Raw genomic sequence first — 16,056 nt, 5'->3', positions numbered from 1 at the left:
GGTGAGGTCCCATGACAGTGCCGTCTTCCGACGAGGTCTTCCGGATCCTTCCGTGCGGCCCCCGCGCCCCCGGCCGGGCCCGCGCGCTGCTGCGCGCACAGCTCACCGAGTGGAAGGTCGACGTCGACACCGCCGACACCGCCGAGCTGTTGCTCTCCGAGCTGGTGACCAACGCCCTCCGGCACGCACGGGCGCCGCGCGGCCGGCAGATCGGGGTGCGGGTCGCGCGGTACGGAGGCGTGCTGCGGGTGGAGGTGGCCGACGCGGGGGATCCCGTGGAACTGGCCCCGCAGGCCGCCGGCGAGGCGGACGAGCAGGGCCGGGGCCTCGCCATCGTGGCCGCCTTGGCCGAACGGTGGGGGCAGTGCCCCCGGCTCCACGGCATCGGTAAAGCGGTGTGGGCCGAGGTGGCGGTCAGGGGGTGGGGACCGGCGACACCACAGGAGGCTTGGAAAGGGGCTCGTTCTCGCAGCCGAGGGCCTCGGTGACACGGCGGGCCATGAGGTAGGCGAAGGTCATCCGTCGGTCTTTGACCGCCTGGTTCACATCCGGCCGGGTCGGGCCGAACGTGTACGTCATGTCCGCTGTGAGCCACACCTTCTGTGACTGCGTCTTGAGTTCACCCGGCATGTCACACGGGACCAGCAATGACGACCGGCTCTCGTTCGTCACGCCACGCGCGCCGTTCCACGCGTAGGACGCGTCGTTGGGGGCGGAAGGCACTGCGGAAGTCCGGAGGGACCATCCGGCCAGGAAGATCACACGGGCGTCCCGGCGCTCGTCTTCCGTGCCGTACCCGCACACGTTCGTGTAGAACGTGTCCTTCTCGGGCCCCATCACCCGCAGTGCGCGTTCCGCCTTGTCCACCAAGCTGCTCGTGGGACCGTAGGCCTTCGTGGAGAAGTCCTCCGTGCCCAGGACGCTGCGCACCAGCTCTCCCTCTTGCGAGGTCGGGCTGATCCCGCACGGGTCGGCGGCTTTCGTCTCGGAGCCGCCCGAAGTGCACGACGCGAGCATCAGCACGCTGATGAACGCAAGCGCCGGCCGTCCGAGATTCCTGAGCACGTCAGGGCCTGAGGTGTGCACGAGCAGCATCCCGTCCGGTGGTGTAGGCGTCGCCCGATTCGTTCTTGGCGTGCTCGAAGGCGGGTTCGTCGCCGATGTGTCGCTGGTCTCGCCAGGCGTCGAACAGCAGGTTGGTTGCCTGCACGCCGGACCCGTAGTTGTTGCTGGAATCTTTCTTGCTCTGTGCCTCCGCCTCGTCCTTGATCCCCTCGACCCACTCGTACTTGGCCGAGTCGATCAACGAGCCTCCGATCGTGCCCACGACCGGAATTTCACCGATGAGACCGTTCACTCCGGCAGCCGCGTGCTCCGACGTGCCTTCCGCCCATGTGCCCTGGTCGTCTTCCTTGTCCTTGTAGACGTCCGCCCCGATGCCGTTGAGGGCTCCGCTCGCCGCGCCGATGTCATGGGCGCGGTTGTCCCAGTCCGCGCTGACTCCGTGAAGGTCGCCCTTGTACGGGGCGGCTGTCGCGAGTTGCTCCGCCGAGTGGGCGCGCTCCGCCTCGACCATCAGGGCGAACGCCGGGCCGTCGTCGGCGATGCCACGCATCACCCGGATCAGGCTTCCCTGACCGACCGCGATCTGGGCCTTGTCCGCCGAACCGTGGATCGAGTCGCTGCCGTTGATGCCACCCAGGTCGGAGTTCTTCCCGCCGAGGATCTCGTGGGTGTCGCCCACGTAGTCGACCAGTGCCTTCGCCATCGGTTGGCGCAGGCCCTGGAGGTCCTCCTTGAACTCGTCGCCGCTCATGCCGTCGTCGAGGATCCGGATCGCGTGGTGCATCACCCGCGCCTGGCCTTCGGTGTGGGGGCCGGGAGGGCCGAGCTTCTCGCCGTCCGTGTGGCCGGTCGCCGCCGCCTGGAGGGCGGCGCCCAGGCCCGCCGTCTTGTCACCGTCGATGCCGCGCGGTTGGCCGACGCCGGTCGAGATCCAGGGGTCCGGCATGTCCCGCTCGTTGAGCATGTACTTCAGGTGCTCGTTCTTGTTGCCGGGCGCCTCGGGGTCGAGGAAGAACGTCGCCGAGTCCGGGTCCTTGGCCATGATGCCCAGCAGGCCGTCCAGCGGGTCGAAGACCAGGTTCGGGCGCTGGGGATCGTAGGCGTGGTCGTACATGTGCGGCTTCGACTTCTCGGCCTCGATCATGCCGTCGCCGATGTCGTTGAGGAACTGCTTGCCGTAGCCGTCGCCGTTCGACATGAGGGTGACCAGGGCCTGATAGCCGTACGTCGGCCGAACGCCTTCGGCGACCAGCTCCCTGCCGTGCTCCTTGAGCCCGTCGACGAAGGGCTTGTAGGCGTAACCGCCCGGGTCCTTGGTTCCGGAGGCGATCGTCCCCGCGAGGCCGGAGTTGATCGACTCGTAGAGCTTGCGGTCGCCCGCAGACGCGCCGCGGTCGTTCGACGCCAGGTTCAACTGGTCGGCCAGCAGCAGGGTGTCCTTCGCCCCCAGCGAGTTCAGGTAGGCCTCGCCGAAGTGCTTGTCCCCTGAGTTCTGCTTCAGGATCTCGTCGTAGTGCCGCAGCTCCTCCGGGGAGGCTTCCCCCGCGCGGATCTTGTCGGTGAGGGCGAGCGCCTCCACCGCCTCGACGTCGTTGACGGGTTTCGCGTTGAAGCCGAACAGCGCCGTGCCGTCCGCGCCGGAGGCGTTCAACAGGGCGACCTTGACGTCCTCGTCGAACTCCGTGACGGCCTTGACCGTGTCCGAGATCCGCTGCGTCCAGGACCGCTCGACCCCCGGGAGGTCGGGGTCGTGGCGGACGGCGTTCACGGTGGCCGGATCGGCCTTGGCGAAGTCGTAGCTCGCCACGCCCGCGTCGGAGACCTTCATGCCCGCCGCGACGGCGTCCGCGGCGGCCGATGTCACGCGTCCCTTGAGGTCCGTGAACCGGGTGTGCGCGTCACGCAGGAGCGACTCCATGGCCAGGGCCTCCTTCTGCGCCGACGCGAACTCGTGGCGCGTCATGGCCGAGCCCGTGGCGGCGGTCTGCTGACTGGAGCCCAGCCAGTTGTTGCCCGCGGAGACGCTCTGGACCTCGTCCTTGTAGACGTCCTCCATGGTCTTGAGCTGGGTCGCCATGGCCTTCCAGCCGTCGGCGGCGGTGGTGAGCGCGGAGAGGTTCGTCTGCAGGATCTCGGCATAGTTCGGCACGACGTCTCCCCTACAGGCCCTTGACCTTGGACGGCACCGGCTGGAAGGTGCGGCCCGTCAGCTGGTCGTTGCCCGTGAACAGGTTCGAGGCCCCGCGCAGAGCCGTCTTCTCCGAATCCAGGCGCCCCATCAGCCGCTTCACCTGGTCGTCCCAATGCGCGTGCGCCTTCGTCAGGCCGGTGGCCGTCTCCCATCCGCTGAACGCCGTGACCGCGCCCTTGGTCGGTTCGTCGGCCGCGTCGGCGGCCTTCTTCGTGCCGGGCTGGAGGACGTTCTCGATGGTGTTGGCCGCCTTCTTCTTGGCGGGCGGGGCCGTGGCCAGTACCCCGAAGCCGGGCGCCGTCGAACCGCCCTGATCGGCGGAGAGTTGGTTCAGGCGCATCTGCGGGGGCGGACCGTCGCCGGTGGCCGTCGGCTTCGAACGGCTCCACTCTTCCTCGAACGACATCGTTCCCCCTCGCACCTCGCCCGGCTGATCAAGAGCGCCCAGCCTAACGAGCCTCCGGCGCGACCTCAGACATGCGTCGGGGCGAACATCCTGAGCGTGACCGGAAGTACCACCACCGAGGGGCCCGGGGTCCTGAGGGCCTTGGTGAGGTCCGCGCGCAGGGATTGCGGGGTGGTGGTCGTCGCCGGGACGTCGAAGGAGGCGGCCAGGGCGACGAAGTCGGGGCGGGTGAGGTCGGTGCCCGTGGCACAGCCGTACTCGCGCAGGATGCCGTAGCCGCCGTCGTCCACGATCAACCAGGTCACGTCGAGGTCGTGTTGGCGGGCGGTGGCCAGGTCGGCGATCGAGTACATGGCCCCGCCGTCGCCGGAGACGGCCAGGACGGGGGTGTCGGGCTCGGCCACGGCCGCGCCGAGGGCCGCCGGGAAGGCGTAGCCGAGGCCGCCCGCGCCCTGGGCGGAGTGCATCGTGTTCGGGTGCTTGGGGTCGAAGGCGGACCAGGCCCAGTAGGACAGCATCGTCATGTCCCAGAAGGACGGGGAGCGGGGCGGCAGCGCGGCCCGGATCGAGGTCAGGAGGTCCTGCTCCAGGGCCAGGTCCTGGCCGGCGAGGCGCTCCGCGACGGCGGCGAGGAGCAGCCGGACGCGCTCGGGCGCCTGCTCGTCCTCGCGGGGCTCGACCGTCTCCAGGAGGGCCTGGAGGGCGAGGCGGGCGTCCGCGTGGATGCCCAGCGCGGGGTGGTTGGACTCCAGCTTGCCGAGGTCGGCCTCGATCTGGACGACCCGGCCCGTGGGGAAGAACGTGTGGTAGTTCGAGGTGAGTTCCCCGAGTCCCGAACCGACGACGAGGACGACGTCCGCGTCCTCCAGGAAGTCGGTGGTGTGCCGGTCCTCCAGCCAGGACCCCAGGGAGAGGGGGTGTGTCCAGGGGAAGGCGCCCTTGCCGCCGAAGGTGGTGACCACCGGCGCGTCGAGGCGCTCCGCGAGCTGCTTGAGCTTGCCGGCCGCGTCGGCGCGGATCACCCCGCCGCCGGCGACGATCACGGGGCGGGAGGCGTTCGAGAGCCAGTGCGCGGCCAGCGCGGTCAGCTCCGGGCGCGGGGCGAGCTCGTGCGGGGTCGCGTCCATGCCGGTCACCTCGGGGATGACCGTTTCCGCGCGCAGCACGTCCTCGGGGATCTCCACCCACACCGGGCCGAAGGGGGCGCTCAGCGCCGACTCCCAGGCCTCGGCGATCACGGACGGGATCTGCGAGGGGGTGCGGGCGAGGTGGACGGACTTGACCACCTCGCGGAAGGACGCGGACTGATCGCGCAGCTCGTGCAGGTGGCCGCGCCGGCCGCCGCCCAGCCCCGAGGTCGGCACCTGGGAGGAGATCGCCAGGACGGGGGCGGAGGCCGCCGCCGCCTCGGCGAGGGCGGGCAGCGCCATCAGCGCGCCCGGCCCCGTGGACAGCAGGAGCGGGACGGCCTCGCCGGTGATCCGGCCGTACCCGTCGGCGGCGAAGCCCGCGTTGTTCTCCGTACGCAGGCCCACCAGGCGCAGTCCGGAGCGGCCGACCGCCTCGAACAGGGCCAGGGCGTGCTGGCCGGGCAGACCGAAGACGGTGGTCGCGCCGAGCCCGCGCAGCGTTTCCACGACCAGGTCCCCGCCCGTGCGGCCCGGTGGCGGCGCCAGGGCGGCGGCCGTCTGGGCCTCGGTGGGACGGAGTACCAGGTCGTGGTCGTGCGTCACGTGTCTTACTTGCCCTTCGCCTTCGCCGCCGCGATCTGACGGCTCATGATCGTGGTCAGCTCGTACGCGGTGTGCGAGGCCGCGACCGAGGTGATCTCCGCGTGATCGTACGCCGGGGCGACCTCGACCACGTCGGCCGAAACCAGGTTGCAGGACGACAGGCCGCGGATGATTTCCAGCAGCTCGCGGGAGGTCATGCCGCCCGCCTCGGGGGTGCCGGTGCCGGGCGCGTGGGCCGGGTCGAGCACGTCGATGTCGATCGAGATGTACAGCGGACGGTCGCCGATGCGCTGGCGCAGCTGGTCGGCGACCTCGTCGGCGCCGCGCCGGTAGACGTCGGCGGAGGTGACGATGCCGAAGCCCATCTTGGCGTCGTCGTCCAGGTCCTGCTTGCCGTACAGCGGGCCGCGCGTGCCGACGTGGGAGAGGGCCTCGGTGTCGAGGATGCCCTCCTCGACGGCGCGGCGGAACGGGGTGCCGTGCGTGTACTCGGCGCCGAAGTAGGTGTCCCAGGTGTCGAGGTGCGCGTCGAAGTGGAGCAGGGCGACGGGGCCGTGCTTCTTGGCGACCGAGCGCAGCAGCGGCAGGGCGATGGTGTGGTCGCCGCCCAGGGTCATCAGGCGGGAGCCGGCGGACAGCAGCTCGTCGGCGGCGGCCTCGACCTGGTCGACGGCCTCGTTGATGTTGAAGGGGTTCACGGCGATGTCGCCGGCGTCCGCGACCTGCGCGAGGGCGAACGGGGAGGCGTCCTGGGCCGGGTTGTACGGGCGCAGCAGGCGGGAGGCCTCGCGGATGGCGTTGCCGCCGAAGCGGGCGCCGGGGCGGTAGGAGACGCCGGAGTCGAAGGGCACGCCGACGACGGCCACGTCCGTCTTGCCGCCGACCTCGTCGAGGCGGGGCAGCCGGGCGAAGGTCGCCGGGCCCGCGTAGCGCGGGATGCGGGAGGAGTCGACGGGGCCGCGCGGCTGCGTGCTCATGAGGGGGTGCCCTTCCGGTGGTCCTGCGTGGGTCGTGCGGGGGTCGTGCGGGGGTCGTGCGGGTCTGACGGGGTCCTGCGGGTCTTACGGGGTCCTGCGGTGCGGTCCTTCGAGCGTAAGCGGACACCCCGGGGGCGCGAAGTGTACGTTTCATCCACTGTCGCCCCACGATGTGTACGGAGTATCCATGGAGGCCCCGCCCACCCCGCCGGTCCCGCTGGCCGCCCTGCTCGCCGACCGGGAGCTGGGGCTGCGGCTCCTCGCGGGCCCCGGCGAGGCCGACGTGTACGGGGTCCACGCCTCCGAGATGACCGACCCGTCGCCGTACCTGCTGGGCGGGGAGCTGCTGCTGACGGCGGGGGCGCAGTGGGCGGAACCGCAGGCCCGGGCCTACGTGGCACGGCTGGTCCGGGCCGGGGTCGGCGCGGTCGGCTTCGGGGTGACCCCGGTGCACGCGACGGTGCCGCGGGCGCTGGTCGGGGCCTGCGCGACGCAGGGGTTGCCGCTGGTGGAGGTGCCGCCCGGGACCCCGTTCGCGGCGGTGGGCCGGGCGGTGTGGCGGCTGATGGCGGAGGCCCGGACCCGGGAACTGCGCCGGGTGGCCGAAGCCCAGCGGTCCCTGGCCTCGGCGGCGGCCCGCCCGGACCCGGTCGCGGCGGTCCTGTCCCGCCTGGCGGCGACCCTGGGCGGCCGGGCGGCGCTCCTGGAGCCGGCGGGGTCGGCGCCCTCCGCCCCCTCGGCCACCCCGACCGACGCCCCGCCACCGGGCGCGGGGGCGGGGGCGGCCCCGGGCGGGGAGCGCTGGGCGGGCACGGGTCCGGGAGCGGGCACGGGTCCGGGAGCGGGTCCGGGTCCGGGAGCGGGTCCCCTGGAGGCCGGGCCCGCCGCCGGGGCCGTCCGGGAGGCCCTGGAGGCGCTGGCGCGGCGGGTGGGGTCGGGCGCCGCCGCGACCGCCACCGACTCCCTGGCCGGGACCCACCTGGCCGCCTACGCCGTCGGGGGCGGCCGGGTGCTGGCCCTGGCCACCCCCGACCGGGCCCCCGGGGACCACACCATCGCCTCCGCCGGGGCCGTGCTGCTGAGCCTGCTCACCGCGACCCGCCCGGCGGGGGACGAGGCCGCCGCCCTGACCCGGCTGCTGCTCGACGGGGATCCGGCCGACGCCCTCGCTCCCGGGCCCTGGTACGCCGTCCACGCCCGGGGGGCCGGCGACGCGCGGGCCCTGGCCGACGCGCTCGGCACCGTACTGCTGGACCCGCACGGCCCCGACCCGCGCCTGCTCACCGACCGGGAGCCCGCCGCGCAGCCGGGCTGGCGGCTGGGGGTGAGCGCGCCGGCGGCCCCGGACGCCCTCGCCGCCGCGGACGGGCAGGCCCGGCGGGCGCTCGAACGGGCGGAGGCGGCCCGCGCCCCCCTGGCCCGCCACGCCGACTCCGGCTTCGCGGGCCTGGTCGGCGGGGCGGAGGCGCGCGCCCACGCCGAGGCGCTCCTGGGGCCCCTGTCCCCCGCGCTGCGCGCGACCCTGCGCGGCTGGCTCGCCCACCACGGCGGCTGGGACCGTACGGCCACCGCCCTGGGCGTGCACCGCAACACGGTCCGCCAGCGCGTCGCCCGCGCCGCCGAGCTGCTGGGCACCGACCTGGACGACCCGGACACCCGGATGGAGCTGTGGTTCGCGCTGCGCTGGGACACCCGCCCGACACCCCCGGTCGGCTCCGGCGACTGACCGCCCGCCCGTCGCCTCCCCACCCCCTACGATGTCCGCCATGCTCGACATGTCCCGCATGTCCGCACCGGTGTTCGCGGTGTTCGGGCGCGTTCCCGGAGGATGGTTCGCGCCGGCCGCCCGGATGGTCGTGTGCGCCGCGCTCCCCTGGTACGTGTGCGTGTGGATCGGTACGACCACGGCGCCGGTGGCGGCGGCCCTGCCCGCCGTACTGGTCCTGCGCCAGGACGTGTTCGCGGCGCCCCGGCTGGCCTTCGAGCGGCTGGTGGGGGTGATCGCCGGCGTGCTGCTGACCGTGGCCGTCCTGCACTGGCTGCCGACCGGCCCGCTGACGTTCCCGGTGGTGTTGGTGTGCGGCTGCGCCGGGATGTACCTGCTCGGCACCGGGGGCTCGGCCAACCAGCAGGTGCTGATCACCGCCCTGGTGATCTACGGGACCGCCGATCCCGGCTATCCGCTGGCCCGGCTGTGGGAGAGCGCGGTCGGCGTCGCCGTCGTGACGCTCCTCGGCCCGCTGCTCTGGCCGCCCGACCCGTACCGGGAGGCGGCGCGGGGCCTGGAGGCGTACCGCGTCGCCCTCCTCGCCCGCCTGGAGGGGATCTCCGGGCGGCTCGCGGCAGGCACCGGCGCGCCGGCCGCCACCGCCGCCACCGCCGCCACCGCCACCGCCACCGCCACCGCCACCGCAGGCGCCTACGCCCTGTGGCACCGCCCGTACGAGGTCTCCGCCGCCCTGGACCGCATGACGGCCCGCCGGCTGTCACCCCTGGCCCGGCGGACCCCGACCCGCGCCCCGGACGAAGGCCCGCACCCGGTCCGGCCCCGGCTGCGGCTGGCCGGGCGCACGGCGCCGGCCCTCCACTTCTTCGGCCGGGAGCTGGAGTCCCGCGCCCCGGGCGGGGACGACGGGGCGGTGCGCGCCCTCGCACCGCTGGTGGACGCGACCGCCCGCGCCCTGGACGCGGCCCTGCGCGGCGCCGACTGCGGGCCCGGGCTGCTCCGCGCCCGGGAGCTGGAAGCCGCGCACCGGGCCGCCCACCCCGCACGACGGGACGCCGCCCTGCGCGCGGGGCTGCACCTCACCCACGAGGCCCTCGCGGATCACCTCGCCGCCCCGCCCGCCTGAGCGCGCCGACCCCGTACGCGCCCCTCGGGGTCGGCCGTCCGGCGTAACCCTCGGGCGGTCGACCGGAGCCGGCGGGCCGACCGCCCGTCCGAACGGGAGAGTGGGCACCGGACACGGGGCGCGACGAGACGAGATGAGGCGAACCCGATTGGACCTGGCTCTGGCCTACGACACGATGGCCCGCTGGCAGTTCGGCATCACGACCGTCTACCACTTCCTGTTCGTGCCGCTGACGATCTCGCTCGCCACTCTGGTCGCCGTCCTGCAGACGGCCTGGGTGCGGACGGACAAGGAGAAGTACCTCAAGGCCACCAAGTTCTGGGGCACCCTCTTCCTGATCAACGTCGCGATGGGCGTGGTCACCGGCATCGTGCAGGAGTTCCAGTTCGGCATGAACTGGTCGGACTACTCGCGCTTCGTCGGTGACATCTTCGGGGCCCCGCTGGCCTTCGAGGCCCTGATCGCCTTCTTCTTCGAGTCGACCTTCATCGGCCTGTGGATCTTCGGCTGGGACCGTCTGCCCAAGCGCCTGCACCTGGCCTGCGCCTGGATGGTCGCGTTCGGCGCCGCCCTGTCCGCCTACTTCATCCTGGCGGCGAACTCCTGGATGCAGCACCCCGTCGGCTACCGCATCAACGAACAGCGCGGCCGGGCGGAACTCACCGACTTCTGGCTCATCCTGACCCAGGACACCACCCTCGTCGTCGTCTACCACACCCTCTCGGCCGCGTTCCTGACCGGCGGCACGTTCATGGCCGGCATCGCGGTGATCCACCTGCGGCGCGGCCGGCACGTGCCCGTGATGCGCGCCTCGCTGCGGCTGGGCCTGGTGACGATGGTGCTCGCGGGGGTCCTGGTGGCGCTCAGCGGCGACACGCTGGGGAAGGTGATGTTCCAGCAGCAGCCGATGAAGATGGCCGCCGCCGAGGCACTGTGGGAGGGCCAGACCAGCGCGCCGTTCTCGATCTTCGCCGTGGGAAACGTGGCCGAGGGCCACAACACCGTGGAGTGGTCCATCCCGGGCCTGCTCTCCTACCTCGCCGAGGGAAACTTCACCGCGTACGTGCCGGGCATCAACGACACGCAGGCGGCCGAGCAGGCCAAGTACGGTCCGGGCGACTACCGGCCCGACATCCCCGTCGCCTTCTGGGCCTTCCGTTGGATGATGGGCTTCGGCATGGCCTCCCTCGGCGTCGGGATGGCGGGGCTGTGGCTGACCCGCCGGAAGTTCTGGCTCGCCCCCGGGCTGCGGACCGGCGAGGACGAGGTGCCCCACCTGGCCCTGACGCGCGGCAGGACCCTCGGCTCCCGGCTGACCACCTGGTACTGGCGCGCCGCCGTGTGGACGCTCGCCTTCCCGCTGATCGCCAACTCCTGGGGCTGGATCTTCACCGAGACGGGTCGCCAGCCCTGGGTGGTCTACGGGGTCCTGCGCACCGCCGACGGCGTCTCGCCGGGCGTCTCCCAGGGCGAGGTCATCACCTCGATGACCATCTACACCCTGCTCTACGCCCTGCTCGCCCTGATCGAGGTCAAGCTCCTGGTGAAGTACGTCAAGGCCGGCCCGCCCGAACTCACCGACGACGACCTCAACCCCCCGACGAAGATCGGCGGCGACGGCGACGCCGACCGACCCCTGGCCTTCTCCTACTGAACCCCGGCCCCCTCCTACCGACCCCTCGACTTCGAGCGTGCCGCGCCTCACTCTGGACACGATGAGCAACCCGCCGGTAACTTAATCTGAGCAAGCGCTTAGGCGCCCGCCAAAGATCGAGCAACCACGACGGCGCGCAACCGCCTCCGCGACAGCGGCGGCGGTTTAGCCGCAGAGAGGGGCCGGCCGTGCGCCGTACCGTTTTCAACGAGGACCACGAGGCGTTCCGCGAGACCATCCGGGCCTTCGTCGAGGCCGAGGTCGTCCCCGTCTACGACGAGTGGTTCCAGGCCGGCCAGGCCCCGCGCGAGTTCTACTACAAGCTCGGCGAGCTGGGCGTCTTCGGCATCAACGTGCCCGAGGAGTTCGGTGGCGCGGGCCTGGACACGCACAAGTTCGAGGCCGTCCTCTACGAGGAGACCTCGCGCGCCGGCGTGAACTTCGGCGGCTCCGGCGTCCACGTGCTGCTGGCCCTCCCCTACATCAAGATGCTCTCCACGGACGAGCAGAAGAAGCGCTACCTGCCGAAGTTCGTCACCGGCGAGGAGATGTGGGCCCTCGCGATGACCGAGCCGGGCACCGGCTCCGACGTCGCGGGCATGAAGACCACCGCGAAGCTCTCCGAGGACGGCACGCACTACGTCCTCAACGGCTCGAAGACCTTCATCACGGGTGGCGTCCACGCCGACCGCGTCATCGTCTGCGCCCGCACCTCCGCCCCGCGCGAGGACGACCGCCGCTTCGGCATCTCCCTCTTCGCCGTGGACACCAAGTCCGCCGGCTACTCGATCGGCCGCAAGCTGGACAAGCTGGGCCTGCGCACCTCCGACACCGCCGAGCTGGCGTTCGTCGACGTGAAGGTCCCGGTCGAGGACCTGATGGGCGAGGAGAACAAGGGCTTCCACTACCTCGGCGCCAACCTGCCGTCCGAGCGCTGGGGCATCGCCTTCGGCGCGTACGCGCAGGCCAAGGCCGCCGTCCGGTTCGCCCAGCAGTACGTGACCGACCGCACCGTCTTCGGCAAGCCGGTCGCGCACTTCCAGAACACCAAGTTCGAACTGGCCGCCTGCCAGGCCGAGGTGGACGCCGCCGAGGCCGTCGCCGACCGCGCCCTGGAGGCCCTGGACGCCGGCGAGCTGACCGCCGCCGAGGCCGCCTCCGCGAAGCTGTTCTGCACCGAGGTCGCGCACCGCGTCATCGACAAGTGCCTCCAGCTGCACGGCGGCTACGGCTACATGAACGAGTACCCGATCGCGCGCCTGTACGCCGACAACCGCGTCAACCGCATCTACGGCGGCACCAGCGAGGTCATGAAGTCCATCATCGCCAAGTCCATGGGCCTGTGAGGGACCTAGTCTCAGCCCCATGAACGAGGCACTGACGACACTCCTCGACCTGCTCGACCTGGAGCAGATCGAGGAGAACATCTTCCGCGGTACCAGCCGTTCGGCGCTGGTACCGCGGGTGTTCGGCGGCCAGGTCGCCGCACAGGCACTGGTCGCCGCCGGGCGCACCGTGCCCGCGGACCGTACGGCGCACTCGCTGCACTCGTACTTCCTGCGCGCCGGCGACCCCGGCGCGCCCATCGTCTACTCCGTGGACCGGATCCGCGACGGGCGCTCCTTCACCACGCGCCGGGTCGTCGCCGTCCAGCACGGGCAGCCGATCTTCCACCTCTCGGCGTCCTTCCAGACGTACGAGGAGGGCCTCGACCACCAGGCCCCCATGCCCTCCGCCCCGGACCCGGAGACCCTGCCGACGGCCGCCGAGTCCCTGCCCGCGTACCGCGCGATCTTCCGCGACCCGGGGACGGTGGAGCGGCTGATCGAGGCCCGGGGCGCGGTGGACCTGCGCTACGCGACGACCCCGCCGTGGGGCAGCGTGGGCGAGCCCGTGGAGCCGCGCACGCAGGTGTGGTTCCGTACGGCGGGCAAGCTGGAGCGCGACGACGCGCTGCTGCACACCTGCCTGGCCACATACGTCTCGGACATGACCCTGCTCGACTCGGTGCTGCTCGCGCACGGCCGGGGCGGCTGGGCGGTCGGCGACGTGGTCGGCGCCTCGCTGGACCACGCCATGTGGTTCCACCGCCCCTTCCGCGCCGACGAGTGGCTCCTCTACGACCAGGAGTCCCCCTCGGCCTCCGCCGGTCGAGGCCTGGGGCAGGCCCGCATCTGGACGCAGGACGGCCGACTGGCCGTCACCGTCATCCAGGAAGGCGTCGTGCGCGTACCGCGAGCGTGACCGCTCCCGCCGCGGCCAGCAGGATCGCGACGACCAGGCCGGCGAGCACCGGATGCACGTAGCCGGGGACCACCCCGAGCGCGTCTGTGAGCATGGGTCGCACGGTATGTCGCTCGCGTGACGGACGAGTCGGACATACCGTCAGCTTCATGTCCAACAGCGACGCGGCAGTGACGGAATCCGTACACGAGCCCGGTGGGGAGAGCGTCGGCACGGTCGTCGTGGCCGTCGTCACCAACCTCGGCATCGCCGTCGCGAAGGCGTTCGGCGGGGTCGTCAGCGGGTCGAGCGCGATGCTCTCCGAGGCCGCGCACTCGGTGGCCGACACGGTCACCGAACTGCTGCTGCTGACCTCCCTCAGGCGCAGCGCCCGACCGGCCGACGAGGCGCACCCGCTGGGGTACGGCCCCGAGCGGTACATCTGGGCGCTGCTCGCCTCCATCGCCACCTTCGTCGGCGGCGCGGTCTTCGCGGTGTACGACGGGATCCACACCCTGGTCCACGGGGAGGAGCCGGGCGATCCGACGGTGTCGTACGTCATCCTCGGGGTCGCCTTCCTGCTGGAGGGCTACTCGCTGCTGGTGGCCTGGCGGCAGATGAGGGCCGAGGCGGTCCGGATGCGGGCGCCGTTCGGGCTGTACGTGAAGCACACCCCGGACATGGCCGTGAAGGCCGTCCTGCTGGAGAACGTCGCCGCGCTGATCGGCCTCGTGCTGGCGGCGGGCGGCCTGCTGGGCGCCCAGCTGACCGGCTCCGGGGCCTACGACGGGGTGGCCTCGCTGCTGATCGGACTGCTGCTGGTGTGGGTGGCCTGGGAGCTGGGGCGCTCGAACGCGCAGTACCTGATCGGACGGCCGCTGCCGGCCGCGACGCGGGCCGAGGTGCGCGAGGAACTGCTGTCGGTGCTCCACATCGAAGGGGTGCTGGAGCTGACCACCCTGGTGCAGGGGCCGAACGAGGTGCTGATCGCGGCGAAGGTCGACTTCCACGACCTGGCCTCGGCCCGGCAGGTGGAGGCGGCCTGCGAGCAGGCCGAGGAGCAGTTGCGCGAGCGCTTCCCGGCGGTCCGACGGGTCTACCTGGACCCGACCCATTCCCCCGGGCCGACGCCGTCGACACCAGCTCCCCCGCCCTCCACACGCACCGTTCCCCCTCCCCCCTCCCCGCCCTGGAGCCCCTCGTGAGCACCTCCCCCTCCCCGACCCGGACCGTCCTCGTCACCGGCACGTCCTCGGGCATCGGCCTGGCCACCGCCGTCGCCTGCGCCCGGGCCGGCCGGCGCACCGTCGCCACCCTGCGCGACCCCGCCCGCGCGGGGGCCCTGCTGGCCGCGGCCGAGGAGGCGGGGGTCGCCGACCTCGTGCGGGTCGAGCGGTTGGACGTGACCGACCCGGCCTCCGTGGCGGCCTGCGTGGCCCGGGTGGTGGCCGAGTACGGCCGGCTCGACGCGGTGGTGAACAACGCGGGGGCCGGTTTCGTCGGCACCGTCGAGCAGCACGGCATGGAGCCGGTGCGGGCCGCGATGGAGGTCAACTACTTCGGCGTCGTCGAGCTGACCCGGGTCGCCCTGCCCCACCTGCGCGCCTCGCGGGGCCGGATCGTCACGGTCACCAGCGTCGGCGGGGTGGTCGGCCAGCCGTTCAACGAGGCCTACTGCGCGGCCAAGTTCGCCGTCGAGGGGTTCATGGAGTCGCTCGCGCCGGTCGCCGCGACCACCGGCGTGCAGGTGGCCCTCGTCGAACCGGGGGCCGTCGCCAGCGAGTTCGTCGCGAGCATCGGCATCGACGCGGCGGCGATGCTCGCCGAGGCCGGTCCGTACGCCCCCGCCCTGCGGTCCTACATCGAGCGCACCACGCGGTCCTTCGAGGGCGCCCAGACCGCGGCCGGGGCCGCGGAGCCGATCGTCGCCCTGCTGGAGGCCGAGGTCATGCCGTTCCGGGTGCAGACCACCGACTGGGCGCGGGAGTTCGTCGGGATCAAGCTGGCGGACCTCGACGGTTCGGCCGTCCAGGCCCTCACCTCCGACTGGCTGAGGTAGCGCCGCCGCGTCGGGCGGGGCCGCGGCCCCGCCCCGTACGGCGCGGGGCGCGGGTCAGCCGAGGCCCGCGGCGTCCAGCAGGTAGGCGACCATCGGGTCGTAGTGGCGCGGGTCGCGGACGTGGTCGTCCAGCGGGATCGCCACCTGGAGGGTGCCCTCGGCCTCGGCGAGGAAGAGCGCCGGGTCGTTGCAGTCCGCGTACCCGGCCGCGTCGATCCCGCGCTGCGCGGCGCAGCCCGCCCAGCCGTGGTCGGCGAGGACCAGGTCCGGCCGCGGGCGGTCCTGCGCCGCGAGGCCGTCCAGGATCGCGGCCATCGGGGCCGGGGAGTGGGTGTGCCACAGGGTGGCCCCGCGTTCCTGCACGGCGACGTCCGCGAACTGCCACACGGAGCCCTCGTCGGCGGTCAGCCCGGCGGGGATGCGGACGATCTCGCAGCCCGCCGCGCGCAGGGCCTCGCCCGTGGCCCGGTGGACGTCGAGGAGGCCGCCCGGGTGACCGGTGGCCAGCAGCACGCTCTGCCGGTCGAGGGCCGCCTTGCGCAGCCGGGCCGCGAGCCGGTCCAGGCCGGCGATGGTCAGCTCGGGGTCGATGGTGTCCTGACCGAATCGGTGTTCGGGGTCGTCCACGACCCCGCACCGTTCCGCCATCACCGCGAGGACGTCCTGCTCGTCCGTCCAGCGGTCGCCGAGCTCCAGGCCCAGCCAGTAGTGCCGGTCTCCGTTGGCGAGCTTGCGGTAGTGGCTCAGGTTGTTCTCGCGCGGGGTCGCGACCTCCCCCGCGATCCGCGTGCGGACCAGGTGTTCGACGAGTTCGGCGCGGCTGGGTACGGGCGTCTCTATCGGCATGCGGCCCATTCTGCCGCCGCCGGGGCCGGGCCGTGATGTCCGTCCCGCAG

Annotated in this window: 15 protein-coding genes; 8 read left to right on the top strand and 7 right to left on the bottom strand. The window is 72.8% G+C overall.

Features of this window, described 5'->3' with window-relative positions; translation table 11 throughout:
* Positions 1–11 precede the first annotated feature (11 nt).
* Positions 12–488, top strand: coding sequence for an ATP-binding protein (locus tag ACIOD1_RS32710; protein WP_401906498.1), 477 nt, complete (start codon positions 12–14; stop codon positions 486–488).
* Here ACIOD1_RS32710 and ACIOD1_RS32705 read toward each other — a convergent pair.
* The 5 genes from ACIOD1_RS32705 to speB all read right to left on the bottom strand — a co-directional run bounded on the left by ACIOD1_RS32705 (position 415) and on the right by speB (position 6,372).
* The gene (locus ACIOD1_RS32705; protein WP_401906495.1) at positions 415–1,095 is read right to left on the bottom strand and encodes a hypothetical protein; all 681 of its coding nucleotides are present in this window, start codon (positions 1,093–1,095) and stop codon (positions 415–417) included. The two genes, ACIOD1_RS32710 and ACIOD1_RS32705, sit on opposite strands and share 74 nt — an antisense overlap.
* Positions 1,067–3,214: a hypothetical protein gene (locus ACIOD1_RS32700; RefSeq protein ID WP_401906492.1), complete on the bottom strand. Its 2,148-nt coding sequence runs from the start codon at positions 3,212–3,214 to the stop codon at positions 1,067–1,069. Before ACIOD1_RS32700 ends, ACIOD1_RS32705 begins: the two co-directional genes overlap by 29 nt.
* 10 nt (positions 3,215–3,224) lie before the next feature.
* Positions 3,225–3,662: a hypothetical protein gene (locus ACIOD1_RS32695; protein WP_365628946.1), complete on the bottom strand. Its 438-nt coding sequence runs from the start codon at positions 3,660–3,662 to the stop codon at positions 3,225–3,227.
* A gap of 65 nt (positions 3,663–3,727) precedes the next feature.
* Complete coding sequence (locus tag ACIOD1_RS32690) at positions 3,728–5,395, bottom strand: thiamine pyrophosphate-binding protein (protein ID WP_365628943.1); 1,668 nt, start codon at positions 5,393–5,395, stop codon at positions 3,728–3,730.
* 5 nt (positions 5,396–5,400) lie between these two features.
* Positions 5,401–6,372 carry an agmatinase gene (speB, locus tag ACIOD1_RS32685; protein ID WP_365628940.1) on the bottom strand — a complete coding sequence of 324 codons (972 nt, stop codon included), beginning with the start codon at positions 6,370–6,372 and terminating at the stop codon, positions 5,401–5,403.
* A 187-nt stretch (positions 6,373–6,559) separates the two neighbouring features.
* On the opposite strand from speB, the gene ACIOD1_RS32680 reads away from it, so the two are divergent.
* The 5 genes from ACIOD1_RS32680 (at position 6,560) to ACIOD1_RS32660 (ending at position 13,122) form a co-directional block, all read left to right on the top strand.
* Positions 6,560–8,098, top strand: coding sequence for a helix-turn-helix domain-containing protein (locus tag ACIOD1_RS32680; RefSeq protein WP_401906489.1), 1,539 nt, complete (start codon positions 6,560–6,562; stop codon positions 8,096–8,098).
* 40 nt (positions 8,099–8,138) lie between these two features.
* Positions 8,139–9,224 carry an FUSC family protein gene (locus tag ACIOD1_RS32675; RefSeq protein ID WP_401906486.1) on the top strand — a complete coding sequence of 362 codons (1,086 nt, stop codon included), beginning with the start codon at positions 8,139–8,141 and terminating at the stop codon, positions 9,222–9,224.
* Between the two features lie 148 nt (positions 9,225–9,372).
* Positions 9,373–10,878, top strand: coding sequence for a cytochrome ubiquinol oxidase subunit I (locus ACIOD1_RS32670; protein WP_365628982.1), 1,506 nt, complete (start codon positions 9,373–9,375; stop codon positions 10,876–10,878).
* A 188-nt stretch (positions 10,879–11,066) separates the two neighbouring features.
* Positions 11,067–12,224: an acyl-CoA dehydrogenase family protein gene (locus tag ACIOD1_RS32665; RefSeq protein ID WP_365628931.1), complete on the top strand. Its 1,158-nt coding sequence runs from the start codon at positions 11,067–11,069 to the stop codon at positions 12,222–12,224.
* Between the two features lie 19 nt (positions 12,225–12,243).
* Entirely contained in the window at positions 12,244–13,122 is an 879-nt protein-coding gene (locus tag ACIOD1_RS32660; RefSeq protein WP_365628928.1) for an acyl-CoA thioesterase II, read from the top strand.
* On the opposite strand, the gene ACIOD1_RS32655 is transcribed toward ACIOD1_RS32660, so the two are convergent.
* Positions 13,085–13,216, bottom strand: a complete 132-nt coding sequence (locus ACIOD1_RS32655) for a hypothetical protein (protein ID WP_365628925.1) — start codon at positions 13,214–13,216, stop codon at positions 13,085–13,087. The two genes, ACIOD1_RS32660 and ACIOD1_RS32655, sit on opposite strands and share 38 nt — an antisense overlap.
* Positions 13,217–13,271: 55 nt before the next feature.
* Here ACIOD1_RS32655 and ACIOD1_RS32650 point away from each other — a divergent pair, with 55 nt between their 5' ends.
* Positions 13,272–14,306, top strand: a complete 1,035-nt coding sequence (locus ACIOD1_RS32650; protein ID WP_401906482.1) for a cation diffusion facilitator family transporter — start codon at positions 13,272–13,274, stop codon at positions 14,304–14,306.
* Positions 14,303–15,160 (top strand): SDR family NAD(P)-dependent oxidoreductase, encoded by an 858-nt coding sequence (locus tag ACIOD1_RS32645; RefSeq protein WP_365628920.1) that lies wholly within the window; start codon positions 14,303–14,305, stop codon positions 15,158–15,160. The genes ACIOD1_RS32650 and ACIOD1_RS32645 overlap by 4 nt, the downstream gene beginning before the upstream one ends.
* Before the next feature lie 54 nt (positions 15,161–15,214).
* Here the strand turns inward: ACIOD1_RS32645 and ACIOD1_RS32640 are convergent, their stop codons facing one another.
* Positions 15,215–16,015: a phosphatase gene (locus ACIOD1_RS32640; protein WP_365628917.1), complete on the bottom strand. Its 801-nt coding sequence runs from the start codon at positions 16,013–16,015 to the stop codon at positions 15,215–15,217.
* Between the last annotated feature and the right edge of the window lie 41 nt (positions 16,016–16,056).

Origin of the sequence: Streptomyces sp. NPDC088097 (genome assembly GCF_044741845.1) — a bacterium.
Classification (GTDB): Bacteria; Actinomycetota; Actinomycetes; order Streptomycetales; family Streptomycetaceae; genus Streptomyces.
This window is presented reverse-complemented; position numbering and strand designations above follow the sequence as displayed.

Excerpts from the sequence above, each read along its gene's own strand:
- ACIOD1_RS32710 (WP_401906498.1), top strand. The coding sequence starts at position 12 with ATGACAGTGCCGTCTTCCGACGAGGTCTTCCGGATCCTTCCGTGCGGC.
- ACIOD1_RS32695 (WP_365628946.1), bottom strand. The coding sequence starts at position 3,662 with ATGTCGTTCGAGGAAGAGTGGAGCCGTTCGAAGCCGACGGCCACCGGC.
- ACIOD1_RS32655 (WP_365628925.1), bottom strand. The coding sequence starts at position 13,216 with ATGCTCACAGACGCGCTCGGGGTGGTCCCCGGCTACGTGCATCCGGTG.
- ACIOD1_RS32650 (WP_401906482.1), top strand. The coding sequence starts at position 13,272 with ATGTCCAACAGCGACGCGGCAGTGACGGAATCCGTACACGAGCCCGGT.
- speB (WP_365628940.1), bottom strand. The coding sequence starts at position 6,372 with ATGAGCACGCAGCCGCGCGGCCCCGTCGACTCCTCCCGCATCCCGCGC.
- ACIOD1_RS32675 (WP_401906486.1), top strand. The coding sequence starts at position 8,139 with ATGCTCGACATGTCCCGCATGTCCGCACCGGTGTTCGCGGTGTTCGGG.
- ACIOD1_RS32660 (WP_365628928.1), top strand. The coding sequence starts at position 12,244 with ATGAACGAGGCACTGACGACACTCCTCGACCTGCTCGACCTGGAGCAG.
- ACIOD1_RS32705 (WP_401906495.1), bottom strand. The coding sequence starts at position 1,095 with ATGCTGCTCGTGCACACCTCAGGCCCTGACGTGCTCAGGAATCTCGGA.
- ACIOD1_RS32680 (WP_401906489.1), top strand. The coding sequence starts at position 6,560 with ATGGAGGCCCCGCCCACCCCGCCGGTCCCGCTGGCCGCCCTGCTCGCC.
- ACIOD1_RS32640 (WP_365628917.1), bottom strand. The coding sequence starts at position 16,015 with ATGGGCCGCATGCCGATAGAGACGCCCGTACCCAGCCGCGCCGAACTC.